The organism is Sphingobacterium puteale, assembly GCF_050986225.1.
GTDB lineage: Bacteria > Bacteroidota > Bacteroidia > Sphingobacteriales > Sphingobacteriaceae > Sphingobacterium > Sphingobacterium puteale.
Genome location: NZ_CP158959.1, coordinates 4,318,119 through 4,331,154, shown reverse-complemented (window position 1 = coordinate 4,331,154; position 13,036 = coordinate 4,318,119). Strand labels below are relative to the sequence as shown.

Annotated in this window: 14 protein-coding genes; 9 read left to right on the top strand and 5 right to left on the bottom strand. The window is 39.4% G+C overall.

What is annotated here, in order from left to right; genetic code table 11:
* Positions 1 to 48 precede the first annotated feature (48 nt).
* From ABTV71_RS18520 to ABTV71_RS18510, 3 genes are all read left to right on the top strand, one after another.
* Complete coding sequence (locus ABTV71_RS18520) at positions 49 to 795, top strand: nucleotidyltransferase domain-containing protein (protein ID WP_433900640.1); 747 nt, start codon at positions 49 to 51, stop codon at positions 793 to 795.
* Positions 792 to 1,850, top strand: a complete 1,059-nt coding sequence (locus tag ABTV71_RS18515) for a DNA polymerase beta superfamily protein (RefSeq protein ID WP_433900639.1) — start codon at positions 792 to 794, stop codon at positions 1,848 to 1,850. The genes ABTV71_RS18520 and ABTV71_RS18515 overlap by 4 nt, the downstream gene beginning before the upstream one ends.
* Before the next feature lie 338 nt (positions 1,851 to 2,188).
* A complete protein-coding gene (locus ABTV71_RS18510; protein ID WP_433900638.1) occupies positions 2,189 to 2,554 on the top strand; it encodes a hypothetical protein in 366 nt (121 codons plus the stop codon).
* Between the two features lie 17 nt (positions 2,555 to 2,571).
* Here ABTV71_RS18510 and ABTV71_RS18505 read toward each other — a convergent pair whose 3' ends face one another.
* The gene (locus ABTV71_RS18505; RefSeq protein ID WP_433900637.1) at positions 2,572 to 3,378 is read right to left on the bottom strand and encodes a helix-turn-helix domain-containing protein; all 807 of its coding nucleotides are present in this window, start codon (positions 3,376 to 3,378) and stop codon (positions 2,572 to 2,574) included.
* 168 nt (positions 3,379 to 3,546) lie between these two features.
* Here ABTV71_RS18505 and ABTV71_RS18500 point away from each other — a divergent pair, with 168 nt between their 5' ends.
* Positions 3,547 to 4,107 (top strand): GNAT family N-acetyltransferase, encoded by a 561-nt coding sequence (locus ABTV71_RS18500; RefSeq protein WP_433900636.1) that lies wholly within the window; start codon positions 3,547 to 3,549, stop codon positions 4,105 to 4,107.
* A 301-nt stretch (positions 4,108 to 4,408) separates the two neighbouring features.
* Here ABTV71_RS18500 and ABTV71_RS18495 read toward each other — a convergent pair whose 3' ends face one another.
* Positions 4,409 to 5,416 carry a helix-turn-helix domain-containing protein gene (locus ABTV71_RS18495; protein WP_433900635.1) on the bottom strand — a complete coding sequence of 336 codons (1,008 nt, stop codon included), beginning with the start codon at positions 5,414 to 5,416 and terminating at the stop codon, positions 4,409 to 4,411.
* A 126-nt stretch (positions 5,417 to 5,542) separates the two neighbouring features.
* Between ABTV71_RS18495 and ABTV71_RS18490 the strand changes: the two genes are divergently transcribed.
* The 3 genes from ABTV71_RS18490 (at position 5,543) to ABTV71_RS18480 (ending at position 8,003) form a co-directional block, all read left to right on the top strand.
* Entirely contained in the window at positions 5,543 to 5,911 is a 369-nt protein-coding gene (locus ABTV71_RS18490; protein ID WP_433900634.1) for a hypothetical protein, read from the top strand.
* 1 nt (position 5,912) lies between these two features.
* Positions 5,913 to 6,308: a nuclear transport factor 2 family protein gene (locus ABTV71_RS18485; protein ID WP_433900633.1), complete on the top strand. Its 396-nt coding sequence runs from the start codon at positions 5,913 to 5,915 to the stop codon at positions 6,306 to 6,308.
* Positions 6,309 to 6,545: 237 nt separating this feature from the next.
* The gene (locus ABTV71_RS18480; RefSeq protein ID WP_433900632.1) at positions 6,546 to 8,003 is read left to right on the top strand and encodes an arylsulfatase; all 1,458 of its coding nucleotides are present in this window, start codon (positions 6,546 to 6,548) and stop codon (positions 8,001 to 8,003) included.
* Between the two features lie 125 nt (positions 8,004 to 8,128).
* On the opposite strand, the gene ABTV71_RS18475 is transcribed toward ABTV71_RS18480, so the two are convergent.
* From ABTV71_RS18475 to ABTV71_RS18465, 3 genes are all read right to left on the bottom strand, one after another.
* Complete coding sequence (locus ABTV71_RS18475; protein ID WP_433900631.1) at positions 8,129 to 9,196, bottom strand: 2,3-butanediol dehydrogenase; 1,068 nt, start codon at positions 9,194 to 9,196, stop codon at positions 8,129 to 8,131.
* 115 nt (positions 9,197 to 9,311) lie between these two features.
* Positions 9,312 to 9,695, bottom strand: coding sequence for a 5-carboxymethyl-2-hydroxymuconate Delta-isomerase (locus tag ABTV71_RS18470; RefSeq protein ID WP_433900630.1), 384 nt, complete (start codon positions 9,693 to 9,695; stop codon positions 9,312 to 9,314).
* 351 nt (positions 9,696 to 10,046) lie between these two features.
* Entirely contained in the window at positions 10,047 to 10,283 is a 237-nt protein-coding gene (locus ABTV71_RS18465; protein ID WP_104381134.1) for a hypothetical protein, read from the bottom strand.
* A gap of 317 nt (positions 10,284 to 10,600) precedes the next feature.
* Between ABTV71_RS18465 and ABTV71_RS18460 the strand changes: the two genes are divergently transcribed.
* The gene (locus ABTV71_RS18460) at positions 10,601 to 11,248 is read left to right on the top strand and encodes an HD domain-containing protein (RefSeq protein WP_433900629.1); all 648 of its coding nucleotides are present in this window, start codon (positions 10,601 to 10,603) and stop codon (positions 11,246 to 11,248) included.
* Between the two features lie 72 nt (positions 11,249 to 11,320).
* Positions 11,321 to 12,952 carry a carboxylesterase/lipase family protein gene (locus ABTV71_RS18455; RefSeq protein ID WP_433900628.1) on the top strand — a complete coding sequence of 544 codons (1,632 nt, stop codon included), beginning with the start codon at positions 11,321 to 11,323 and terminating at the stop codon, positions 12,950 to 12,952.
* The last annotated feature ends 84 nt before the right edge of the window (positions 12,953 to 13,036 follow it).

Below are 13,036 nucleotides of genomic sequence, written 5' to 3'. Positions count from 1 at the left end.
TTGATATTTGTGACAACAAAAAAGGAAAAACAAATAAAAGTATCAAACATGGAAACAAAGATAAAAAATAGGCTAAATGAAATAGCGGAAATAGAAGGTGTAAGTATACTGTTTGCCTGTGAATCGGGGAGTCGTGGTTGGGGATTCCCTTCAACAGATAGTGATTATGATGTCCGGTTTTTCTACATAAGGAAACCTTCAGATTATTCCAGCGTTTTTCCGTTAGAAACAGAATTGCGCTATCCGATAACTGGAGAACTGGATATATCCGGTTGGGATCTAATTAAAGTACTGACGTTGTTGTACAAAAGCAATGTTAGCCCATTCGAATGGATACAGTCACCAATTGTATATCATGAAACTTCCGGATTTAAAGAAGGTTTTCTGCCATTGATCGAACACTATTTTAGTGCGCGCAGACAAGCACATCATTATCTGGGAATAGTTTGTAGTAAGATCGGCGATCTCTGCGGTGGGACTATACGACTCAAGACCCTGTTTTATATCTTGCGATCTTTGCTGGCTGCAGAGTGGTGTATCACCTACCGTTCTTATGCACCAATGGCTTTAGTCGATTTATCTGGATTAATGCCAAAGGGTATACGGACCGAAGTCGCGAAATTAGTACAATTGAAGAGTGAGGTAGACGAAGGTTTCAACTTTAGCTGTCCCGAAATAATAAAAGATTATCTGGAAGAAAGATTTAATCATTTGGAACATGAAGTGCATGATCTTCCAATGGTTAAGCTCCATAAGGAGGAGCTAGAAGATTACTTTAAAACTATACTGAAATGACTATACATGAACTTAGGGATAAAGGACTGATCTTGTTTGAGGCAGTGGTCGGAAGTCGGGCTTATGGACTGGCGACCGCTACTTCGGATACCGATATCAAGGGCGTCTTTTATTTACCGCGCGAATATTTTTTTGGAAATAAATATATTGCTCAAATTGCCAATTCGAGTAATGATGAGGTTTATTATGAATTGGGGCGTTTTGTGGAACTCCTTTCCAAAAGCAATCCCAATATATTGGAGCTTCTGGCCAGTACTGATGAATGTCTCTTATACAAAGATCCGATCTTTGAACGGTTTAAGATTCAGGAATTTATGACTCGCGAGGCGGTGACTACTTTTGCCCAATACGCAATGGTTCAGGTACATAAGGCGAAAGGATTGAACAAGAAAATTAACAACCCCATGGATAAGGAACGTAAAAGCTTGCTTGATTTCTGTTTTGTAGTCGAAGGGAATGGTAGTCAACAGTTGAAACAATGGTTGGTCAATCGCCAATGGAAACAGGAAAATTGTGGATTGGCAAAGATAGACCATACCAAAGGCATGTATGCATTGTTTTATGATTTGACAGGAAAGTTCGGATACAAAGGTATTATCTCATCCACAGCAAGCGATGAGGTCTCCTGTAGCTCGATTGCAAAGGATCAAACGTCCAGTGCATATCTCTTTGTTAACCATGAAGCCTATTCTTCCTATTGTAAGACTTACAATGAGTACTTTACCTGGGTGGCCAAACGCAATGAGGTTCGTTTTCAGGGTACAGTGGGCCATGGTCAGGGGTATGATGCCAAAAACATGATGCACACGATCCGCTTGTTGGAACAGGCAAAAGAGATCATGTACAATGGTGAATTGCATGTACATCGGCCAAATAGGGAAGAGCTCCTGCTCATTAAAAGTGGAACATACAGTTATGAGGAACTTTTTCTGCGCTCCCAACAGCTTTTTAAAGAGATACAGGATCTTTCTTTATCGAGCACGCTTCCAGCGGCACCGGATCAGGCTATGCTGACAAAACTTTTGGTGGAATTACGAGAAGAACTCTACCGCTGATGTTTGTCCTACTTCTAGGCGCAACCTCATCGATTGATTGAAGTTCGCCTCAAGTTGCGATAGATTTCTACAATCGATATGTGTGGTCTATTCAAGAAGCTTAATTTGAAATTAATGATGCTGCAAATAATCGATTCTTTTGGACAGATATTAAGTCCTACCCCCCGAATCATAAATCTATCTGGTATTCAGGATCATTACTTACTATATTTATAAAGCAAATTAAAAGTGCATATTTCGGTTGCTGGAAAGGCTATGAGTAACATTACCACAAGACTCGGTCAGCATTTGTCAAAATATGCCAATTGAAAAAGAATAATAAAAACATTTCAAAACAGATGAGTTACGATATTTCACTATACAGGACTGAAACAAAGGTAAGGGAGGAAAATGCTCATGATGCGGATTTTTTCGAAAAAGAGGAAAAACTTGTTCCTTTTACTGGACAACAGTTTCAAGAGCTTAAAGAGCGACTTTTAAGCTACAACTACAAGATCACAGGAGAGGATGATCATGGTCTACATTTTAGCCATTCCGATGGTGATTTTGGCACCGCCTTATTAACAGGAAATGCCCTCTACTTTACAGCAAGCTGGAATGAAAACTCAATTTTTGAAGTAGGAATGGTCGCTTCAGAATTTACTGACAGTGGAGAATACGCAAAGTACGATTTCCAGCTTGGGGAATGGGAGGTATGGGAATGATCAAGCGTTCCCTTATATTATTTTCTGTATTGCGTTAAGGTCATACCTGTTTGTTTCTTAAAATAACGTGTCAAATACGAACTGTCTTCAAAATTGAGACGGTAGGCAATCTCTTTAATGGATAAATCTGTGCTACGTAGGAGAGCCTTTATTTTCAATGTAACCTGCCTATCTATCAATCCTTTTGGAGAGTCATTCAAGAAATCCTTGATTATTTGTGATAAATAAAATGGGGTAATGTTTAATTTGTTGGCATAAAATGCAACACTGCGTTGCTCAGCACTATACTTACCAACGAGGTCCCAAAATTTCCAACACAATCTTTCAGTATGGCTATATTGCCGCATTGTGTTGATCCCCGTTACTGGCATCGCTTCAGCGATATAGAGAAAGATGTTTTGTAAATGATTTCGTAGCATTGTATGCTGATGGAGCGTACATGCCGCCTTTATATATTTGATTTGTTCTATCCACATTTTTAGTAAAATAGCTTGCTCGGGCTGGGGTCGGCACAACGGCGACTGGTGCAGAAATAAGAAAAGTTCATTTGGTAAATCATAAGCGACCTCCGATGCCATTTCTTTGTCTACAAAACAGTAAAAGGCGCTAAAATCACTCGATAAACGTTGCACAACAGTGATACTGTCTTCCGCTAATACCATGATATCGTTGGGTTTGAGTAGATAATTTTTAAAATCTACATTCACCACCGCGCTACCTTTAAGGCAAACGATAAGATTGGTGTAACTAAGGGGTAAAGGGTAACCGAGACTTTCTCTCAAGGTACTTTCTCCAAGGCTGACAATTTCCTTTCCTTTAATCATATTGGCGAATAATTTATGCTGGCTTGCGATAAGCACTATGAATATATTTTTTTAGCAGCTTATACTTCTTTATAGTTTTCAAAAGTACCCATTTTACACAGTTTTTGTTTATATAAGCCTGTAAAGTCCCTATATCTTTGCAACGTACTAATAAAAAAATAGATTATTATGATTTTAGAAACAGAAAGATTGATTTTGCGACCATTTAAGGAGACCGATGCTGCAGATTTATATCATTATGCTAAAGACGCTAATGTAGGACCAATAGCGGGGTGGCCACCACATACGAGTGTGGAGCAGAGCAGGGAGATAATAAATACAATATTTGCACAGGCTGGGGTATTTGCGATTGCACTCAAAGAAGATAATATTGCCATTGGAATGATTGGTTTAATTTTGGGGAAGAACAGCAATTTCCCAATTACAGAAGCTGAAGGGGAGATTTCCTACTGGATAGGGGTGCCATTCTGGGGACGAGGTTTAATGCCGGAAGCGATCCGTGCAGTAGTGCGTCATGGCTTTGAAGATTTAAGATTGGTGAATATCTGGAGTGGATATTATGAAGGCAATGCCAAATCTCAGATTGCACAAGAGAAGTGTGGATTTAGATATCATCACACAGAAGAGGGGAGCCATAACGCCTTTTTGAATGAGGTTCGTAAGGAACATATAAGCCGTTTGACGCGTGATGATTGGACTATGGCTAATTATGGCAAGGTGTCATTCTAATAGGTTTGCGTATCACCTCAAAAATACATGTTGGGACTGTAGTGTTAAATTCTATTTATAGATATATCAGCTTCACTCACAATGAGGCTGATATATTCTGGTAAATACTCATTTTTTTCTTTTGTTATCTGACGATGTTTATTTATATAAAGGCTAGAAACAGTTTGTTTAGATCAGGAATCACTTTCTATGGTCAATGACATTAAAATTGTAGTAAAAGCTCTTAATATTAAGCCGATGATTTTTGAAAGCCACACTATTTTAGCAGGAATAATCCCAACGATGGTAATGTTATGAAAATCTAGAGACCGGCCGTTCGATATGCTGTAGGTGTTTTCCCTGTCCATTTTTTAAATGCCCGAACGAAGGCACTTGGCTCAGCATAGCCCAAAATGGTTGAAATTTCTTTTATGGAAGAACTACTGTTTTGCATGTAATGGACAGCCAGTGACTTACGCACCTCCTCAACAATTTGTACATAAGATGCTCCCTCATCCTTGAGTTTACGTTGTAAAGTCCTTACACTGATATTGAAATTTCCGGCTACCGCTTCGATCGAGAGTGAGTAAAGGTAAGAGTTCGCTAGAAGGTAGTTGAATATCCTCTTGGAAAGAGCACCTGTTAACTCGTTTGGATTTTGCAATTTGTTCATTTGGTTAATGAGCAAAGTTTGCACCTCATAGTTGGCTGTAATGATCGGAAAGTCCAGGTATTCTTTGGGAAATTCTACCGTATAATGTTCTGCTTTTCCTATTGGACATTTCAAAATTATCTCATAGTCCATGTAGCGATCTTTCTGAAAGCTTGGTAGACCAACCTTCGTGGGGTTCAGATTTTTAAGTAACAGCCCTTTCAATTCATAAATTGTAAACGCTATCAGGAAGTACCCGAATTGTCTTTGGGTCATCTGGAAATGGTCAAAACCTATATTTTTAAGGTATTGGATGACACATGTTTTAGGTCCCAGTTCTATTTCCATTGTATAAAGATCCGTGACTAGGTACATCATTGATCGTACTTGTAGCAGGGCATCTTTCACAGTGCTACTCGTCTGGATAATCTGTCCGACAATATTCAGCGCCGCTAACTGCATTGTGGCTCCAAAATGCAAGCCTATCAGCTCATCTTTGGAAAACTGAACAATGTTCTTCCACAGATTTTCCACCTGTTGATCGGAGATATCAAACCTGGAGCCATTCATTAACTGGGCGATCGAAAACCCTGATAATGCAGTAATTTTAGCATTATCTAGCCCTCGCTCGCCACAAAAGGCAATTAAGGCTTGCAACATGGTCTGTCTATAATTCATACTGTAAATCTAATGATATGTTTTACAGTTTGTATCTGATTGTCGCATAATGTCAATACCCTGTCGCTTATAGATAATCCAAAGCCGTCCGTACAACAGTACTTTTGAGTAATAAAAAAAGAAATTATGACACTAAAAAATGTATTGCTGACCAATGCGATCAGTTCAGGAATGACAGGAGTTTTATTGGTAACCATGCCCTCTGTATTTACACAGTTATTTGAAACTGGAGATAATACGCCATTTATCCTGGTAGGCGTTTTCCTCATTGTATTTTCATTATTTGTTTTAGCCACGGCTATGAAGGGAAATATCCCGATCAGCTGGACCAAGTTTATCATCACACTGGATATTACTTGGGTTGTAGCTAGTGCCATAGCAGTTATTGCCCTGTTTTATACGATCAGTATGATAGGTTCTGTTATGATCCTCGCGGTTGCGGGATGGGTCGGGATGATGGCTTATTTCCAGCATAAAAATCTAAACAGAATTTGAGATGGGAAATATCAATGCATTTGTGGATACCTTCCTAGGTTGCTTGCAGCGGCGAGAACTGAAAAATCTGGTTGATCTTTTTGCTGAAGAGTTTTACCTAGAAATTCCTGGCAATACAGCAAAGATAAAATGGCTGGGATCGAGAAGTTCAAAACGGGAGGTGGAACAACTTTTTAAGCTATTGTGGTCAGCTGTAGAACCCGTAACGGCTGCAATACAGACAGTATTGACCAACGAAGATCAGGCTATTATAAAAGGGAATTTTACCTCCAAGATGTTGGAAACAGAAAGGTTGGTTAGTTCTGTATTCTTTATTCACTTGAGGATACACAACCATAAAATTATCGAATATACACTGCTGGAAGACAGTTATGCGGTCTCGGAGGCACTACAATAGAAATTTAGCCCACTTGGTTGTCCCGCTACTTTTATTACCATATCATGGTAACACAAAAATAACAGGGCTCCAAAGCTAAGGTTGTAAATGGTGAATATTTCTAATGGAGCATTCAGCTGGAAAATACTAAAGAAAGAAATGTTCATCGTTTTGAAAAGAATTAGGAAACAAGAGGCTCAGCTTGATAGGGGATTTTATGTGTTCTAATTCTTTTTATTTAATTAACTTTGGATATACATGAACCTACTAAAATCTATTAATAATAAGAAGGTAGCTGTAGCTGTTTTCTTATTGGCTATCTCAGGAGCCGCATTTGCTCAAAATAGGGAGACAAGACCAAATATTGTTTTTATTATGGCAGATGATCTTGGTTATGGAGACCTTGGTGTATATGGTCAGAAAAAAATTGAAACCAAGCATATAGATTCACTAGCCAATAAGGGAATGAAGTTTGAGAACTTTTATGCTGGTACCTCTGTCTGTGCTCCTTCGCGTTCATCCCTAATGACAGGACAACATACTGGGCATACCTATGTAAGAGGAAATAAAGAAATCGAACCAGAGGGACAACAACCGTTGGCAGACTCGGTACAGACAATCGCTATGTTGTTGCAGGAGGCGGGTTATGCGACAGATGCTTTCGGAAAATGGGGGCTAGGGATGGTCAATACTACCGGAGCACCAGATCAGAAAGGATTTGACGAGTTTTATGGTTACAATTGCCAACGTCAATCCCACCGTTATTACCCTACTCACCTTTGGCATAATAAAGAGCGGATTGAGCTTGATGGTAATGGATTATTGGCCAAAGGTCAATATGCACCAGCATTGATCCAAGAGAAAACTCTTGCCTTTATTGATGCGAATAAAGACAAACCTTTCTTTCTCTTTGTACCTACTGTGCTTCCCCATGCCGAACTTTCTGGTCCAGAAGATGAATATTACCAGCAATATGCCAGTTCATTTGATGAAAAACCACATAAAGGAAATGATTACGGGCCAAAGGCAACAGTTCCGGGGTATGCTGGAGTAGAGAAACCGCATGCAATGTATGCCAGCATGGTAAGTCGCATGGATTCTTATGTTGGTCAGATCGTAGAAAAACTGCGTCAAAACAAATTGCTTGACAATACCATAATCATATTTACAAGTGACAATGGTTCACATAAAGAAGGGGGAGCAGATCCTAATTTTTTCAATAGTTCTGGAGGTTTGCGTGGAAATAAGCGCGATTTGTATGAAGGAGGTATCAGGACTCCGTTCATTGCCTGTTGGCCGGGGAAAATAGCTGAAGGAAAGACATCAAACTATCTGGGTGCTTTTTGGGATATTATGCCGACGATGGTCGAACTTGCTAAGGCGGATAAACCCAGATATACAGATGGGGTTTCTTTTGTTCCCACTTTATTGGGACGCAACAAACAACAAAAACAACATGATTATCTTTATTGGGAATTCCATGAAGATGGTGGACGTCAGGCCTTACGAAAAGGTGACTGGAAACTCATTTTGCAGAAAGTAACTACTGGTACTCCGATTAAAGAGCTGTACAATCTCAAACAAGACCCAAAAGAACAGAACAATGTCGCGAATAGTAATCCGAAAAAAGTACAGGAATTGCAACGCTTGATTGAGAAAGCGCATGTGGAGAGTGCTATCTTCCCGTTGACCAATAAAATACCAAATAAAATGTAAATCATTTACAAAAGATTTGGCAAACCGAATAAATATGGCCGCTTGGGTGTCCCAAGCGGCCATATTTATAGCGATCACATTATTTTTTCGATACGTTGCTTATTATTGTCTGTATCCTGACTGCGTTAATTTTTCTGTATATCAATTAAGATTTTGACTTCAGTGGGATCATTAACCAGAGCTTCAAATCCTTCTGAAACGATATTGTCTAAGCTTATTTTGCGTGTTACAAGTTTTTCTACGGGCATACGTCCACTATCGATAAGCGCGATAACCTGTGGAAAGATATTACGATAAGCGATAATACCTTTAATGGTGATTTCCCGCAGGACCTGATCCAGCGCATCGGTAGTTACAGGATTGCCAAAAAGTGCAACTAAAACAGCGGTTCCACCATTTTTTAAACTATCAATTCCAGTTGTATAGGAGGCTTGTACACCAGCGCAATCTAGAAATACATCCACTCCGAGCTCCGTGATGGACTTAATTTTTTGTGGTATACCTTCTTCTTTTGCATTGATGATATGGGTAGCACCGATGGCTTTAGCCTTCTCCAAACGTTTGTCTGCGATATCAGTCACAATAACTGTTGTTGCACCTGCGGCAAGTGCTGCCTGAACGCATAGTAAACCTATTGGACCAGCTCCAGAAACTAATACAGTTTCTCCGATTTTAAGTCCGCTTTGGAGTACTGCATAAACTGCTACAGCGGCAGGTTCCACTAATGCCCCCTTTTCGAACGACATGCTATCGGGTATTTTGTGTACCATATAGTCTTCGACGACAACATACGGCGCAAATCCACCATTGCTGGATAGGCCTACAAATCCCAAAGGTTCAGATAAATTATATGCGCCATTTGCAATAAAGGGACTATCAAAGTTTTTAAAAATCGGTTCCACGACTACACGGTCACCGGCTTTTAAATGTTGTACACCTTCACCTACAGCTTCTATCACACCCGAAAACTCATGTCCGAGCGTAGTGACTCCCTGATGTCCGTTTAGTGGGTAGGGTTGATCTACTGGGATTAATTGTGGACCATGTACATACTCGTGTAAGTCAGATCCACATATTCCGGCAAAATGGACAGCTATTTTAACCTGACCAGCCTTGGGTTCAGGTATTTCTGTTGATTCTACCCTGATATCTTTAGCAGCATACCAACGTGCTGCTTTCATCGTATTTGCCATTTTTTCCTTTTTTGTGTATATGCTAAGGTAAACAGAATGATCGGTGATCCACGTGATCTATATCTCCAAAGTATATGAGCTGGATCATTTCGCCGGGAGATTAATGGAGGAGATCTTACAATTCAAAATGGCGATCATGATTAATATTCTGAGGATTTATTAACGAACTGTTACAGTAAGTTGCAGCTTCAAATTCGCCTATACTCACTGAAAGGAAAGAGGCCGAAGGAACCAATTTTTTTAGTCTGGCAGTTATTGTTTTTGAGAGATTTGCCTTTTGTTCCGTAGTTCGTCCTTCCATAATATACCCGAAGACATGTAAGAAACTAGTCTTATTGTTTCCAAGTCGATAATGTTGGTAGGACTGAATTCTAACTTTTATGTCATTGACAGCAAAAATTCCTGCAGCATCTGCTGTCTCGTATACGGCGTCCAAGAGTTGATCAGGTGCTATGCATCGGAGAATTTCTTGTGAACAGTCTATAATAAAATGCGGCATAAGTATTCGTATCTGTTCTTTTAACAGTATGAATGAAAAATTGTTTACTGGAATTTTGTTGTTGCTAAAAGTCGATCGCCAATTGAATTTATTCCCATCAGGAGGGAATGTTTTTGTAGAAAACGATTTTTGTGGATTTTGTGTGGCCAGGTCGCAGCGAGATAACCGTAATTTCCATGAAAGTGATCTCGTATGCGCGGAGTTTCATCATATAGATACACTGTAATGAAAATAAAATTTTTGAGCTCATTTTATTCACCTGTTTCATATGCCCTATGTTAAAGAGCGTTTGAAAACAGGTGAATTGTATTCAATACAAGGTCTTTATTGAAATATTTGGCTCATATTGTGCTAATCGTTGTCATGATTTTCGGTTGCAAATGAAAACTTAATTGATTTTTGAGGATAAGTTTCCATACTCATGCGGCTTGTATTTTTGATAATACTTTTTAAGCTGACACGATCACCCAATTTAAAATAAGCTTCTACGGTTTGATAATCCAATAGATAAGGGCCACAGAAGTAATTTCCATTTGCATCTTTTTCTATGGTTCCTTGATAAAGTCCCGCTTTTGTTTCTTTTGGCATATGTGTTTAATTTGAAAACAAAGGTAGGAAGAGTAATCGGCAATTCGGTGGCAATTGTAATATTCTCTTATCGAGACTACATTTGAACCTAAATAATGGCACTTATAAATAGTTTCAGGTGTTTGTTCCAAATAACTATTCCAAGTATTTTATTAGTCGATTTTAGGCGCCATTAAAACAACAAGTTTGTGTCAATAATTGATGATAACAGTTTTTTTCGCTGAACATCTACTTTATCCTAAGTAAGAAATATTAAATTAGTCGTTGATAATTAGAATATAAGTATATCAGATTAGAAGTAAAGTTCATATATTAAGATGATTAATAAAATAAAACTGGAGCAGTTGTCGGCGATATTAGATGTCCTGAAGCTGGCTGAAAAACTAAAATTCGAATTGCGACATAGCTGGCTGTCTAATGGACGTCAGGAGAGCGTTGCAGAACATACTTGGCGGATGTCGTTGATGGCCGTTTTGATTGAACCGCTTTTAGAGCAAAAAGTTGATCTCGCCCGCCTATTGAAAATGATTATTATCCATGATCTTGTTGAAGCCGAAGCTGGTGACGTATCGGTATTGGATCAGATCCGAAACCCAGAGATCAAAAAAATCAAACAACAAAATGAAGAGAAAGCAATTCTTAGAATTAGAGATCTGCTTACAGCAAGTAATGGTCAGGAAATATATGATCTTTTTTATGAGTTTGAGGAGAAGAATACCTTTGAAGCAAAGGTGGCTAATGCGATTGATAAATTAGAAGTTCAATATCAGCATAATCATGCTGATATTTCTACCTGGGAGGAGATCGAATATGATTTATCTTTTGTGATTGGTAAGCATGTTCAATTTGACCAGACCTTTGTCATGTTAAAAGATTTAATAGAAAAACAGGCTTCGCAGAAACTTGAAGGTGCGGGATTAAATGTTTCAGAGATTCGCAGTCGCGCAACTGCAACATTTAGCTAGTTGGGGCAAATGCAAAAAATGTTCCTATGTTTAATTGGAACGGTTACGTGTAAAATATTGACAACAATTATTATGATAAAGACATTTTTTAGTGTTGCTGCGTTCTTGGTTATATCATTTGTTTCTGCCCAAGAGCCCCAAGTAAAGGTTGAAGAAGGTATAATGGAGGGAATTACGTTATCCAGCGGAGTACAGGCATTCCGTGGGATTCCTTTTGCAAAACCACCGGTTGGCGATTTACGGTGGAAAGAACCACAACCTGCCGATCATTGGACAGGGATCCGCAAGGTAGATCGATTTGGAAATTCACCAATGCAGAAACCGATCTACGGGGACATGAGATTTCGCTCTCCGGGTATAAGTGAAGATTGCCTCTATCTGAATGTATGGCGACCAAAGGCTTGGGGCTCCGGTAGACTTCCTGTTTTAGTTTATTTTTATGGTGGTGGCTTTAATGCCGGTGATGGATCAGAAAATCGTTACGATGGGGAGAGTTTTGCCAAGGAAGGCATTATTGTCGTGACCGTCAATTATCGTCTGGGCATCTTTGGTTTCTTTGCGCATCCGGAACTAACCCAAGAATCGCCAAAAAATGCATCAGGGAACTATGGTCTCCTGGATCAATATGCAGCATTAAAATGGGTCAAAAAGAATATAGCTGCCTTTGGAGGTGATCCTGATGAGGTTACAATAGGCGGCGAATCTGCCGGAAGCATGTCTGTTTCAGCTCAGATGAGTAGTCCGCTATCCAAAGGGCTATTTAAGCGTGCTATCGGTCAGAGCGGAAGTGTTTTTAATTTAAGATATGGCACGATTTCCATTGGAGAGCAAGAACAACAAGGTGTAGCATTTGCTACCAAAGTCAATGCAGACAACCTTGGACAATTGCGTAAAATTCCCGCCGCAGAACTACTTGATCGAGCCAGTGAGCCCGGCGCCTTTATCACACGTTTGCTCATAGATGGTTATTTTCTCCCCAAATCTCCGTTAGAAATATTTGAAGCAGGGGAGCAGTCCAAAGTTTCTCTACTTGCAGGCTGGACGTCTACAGAGGCCCCTTATACTGCTTTCACAGGCAAGTCCTATCCCTCACCGGACAACTATGAAAGATTAGTACGTGAGCAATTCGGTGCTAAAGCTGATGAAGTGCTCAAGTTGTATCCAGGAAAAACAGAAAGTGAAGTTATCACATCGGCGACCGCGCTAGCCAGTGATAATTTTATTGTTTACAGTACTTGGAAATGGCTCGATTTGCAACGAAAAAAAAGTGGGCAACCTGTTTATGTCTACACATTTAGCAAAGCACGGCCGGCAATGAAAGCTGTTCATAGTAACTTGGAGACAGGACTTGCCGGTGGAATACGTAAAAAAAATACCGATACAGATAAGGGAAATCTGCCTCCAGCCATCTCAGGAGCATTCCATGCCAGTGATATTGAATATCTATTAGGAAATCTGAAGAGCAACGATGTTTTTGACTGGACGAAGGATGATTACGAGGCTTCGCTATTGGGACAGCGCTACTTCATAAATTTTATTAAGACCGGTAATCCGAATGGAAAAGGTCTTGCTCTGTGGCCAAAAAACACAGCAACAGACGATTTTATGAATATACTTGACCTTACTACCGAAGCAAAAGCATCCCCTGAAAAATTCAGAGATAGGTACCTTTTTCTTGATAGTTTATTTATTGGTAAAGAATGAAAAAATCTAAAAAGTCTATAGTTAATCCAGTTAATGCTTTGATCGTTATCGCCTATAAGGATGAGGTAAAACTGTTAACTTTTA

Excerpts from the sequence above, each read along its gene's own strand:
- ABTV71_RS18480 (WP_433900632.1), top strand. The coding sequence starts at position 6,546 with ATGAACCTACTAAAATCTATTAATAATAAGAAGGTAGCTGTAGCTGTT.
- ABTV71_RS18520 (WP_433900640.1), top strand. The coding sequence starts at position 49 with ATGGAAACAAAGATAAAAAATAGGCTAAATGAAATAGCGGAAATAGAA.
- ABTV71_RS18490 (WP_433900634.1), top strand. The coding sequence starts at position 5,543 with ATGACACTAAAAAATGTATTGCTGACCAATGCGATCAGTTCAGGAATG.
- ABTV71_RS18455 (WP_433900628.1), top strand. The coding sequence starts at position 11,321 with ATGATAAAGACATTTTTTAGTGTTGCTGCGTTCTTGGTTATATCATTT.
- ABTV71_RS18470 (WP_433900630.1), bottom strand. The coding sequence starts at position 9,695 with ATGCCGCATTTTATTATAGACTGTTCACAAGAAATTCTCCGATGCATA.
- ABTV71_RS18505 (WP_433900637.1), bottom strand. The coding sequence starts at position 3,378 with ATGATTAAAGGAAAGGAAATTGTCAGCCTTGGAGAAAGTACCTTGAGA.
- ABTV71_RS18485 (WP_433900633.1), top strand. The coding sequence starts at position 5,913 with ATGGGAAATATCAATGCATTTGTGGATACCTTCCTAGGTTGCTTGCAG.
- ABTV71_RS18465 (WP_104381134.1), bottom strand. The coding sequence starts at position 10,283 with ATGCCAAAAGAAACAAAAGCGGGACTTTATCAAGGAACCATAGAAAAA.
- ABTV71_RS18510 (WP_433900638.1), top strand. The coding sequence starts at position 2,189 with ATGAGTTACGATATTTCACTATACAGGACTGAAACAAAGGTAAGGGAG.
- ABTV71_RS18500 (WP_433900636.1), top strand. The coding sequence starts at position 3,547 with ATGATTTTAGAAACAGAAAGATTGATTTTGCGACCATTTAAGGAGACC.
- ABTV71_RS18475 (WP_433900631.1), bottom strand. The coding sequence starts at position 9,196 with ATGGCAAATACGATGAAAGCAGCACGTTGGTATGCTGCTAAAGATATC.
- ABTV71_RS18495 (WP_433900635.1), bottom strand. The coding sequence starts at position 5,416 with ATGAATTATAGACAGACCATGTTGCAAGCCTTAATTGCCTTTTGTGGC.
- ABTV71_RS18515 (WP_433900639.1), top strand. The coding sequence starts at position 792 with ATGACTATACATGAACTTAGGGATAAAGGACTGATCTTGTTTGAGGCA.
- ABTV71_RS18460 (WP_433900629.1), top strand. The coding sequence starts at position 10,601 with ATGATTAATAAAATAAAACTGGAGCAGTTGTCGGCGATATTAGATGTC.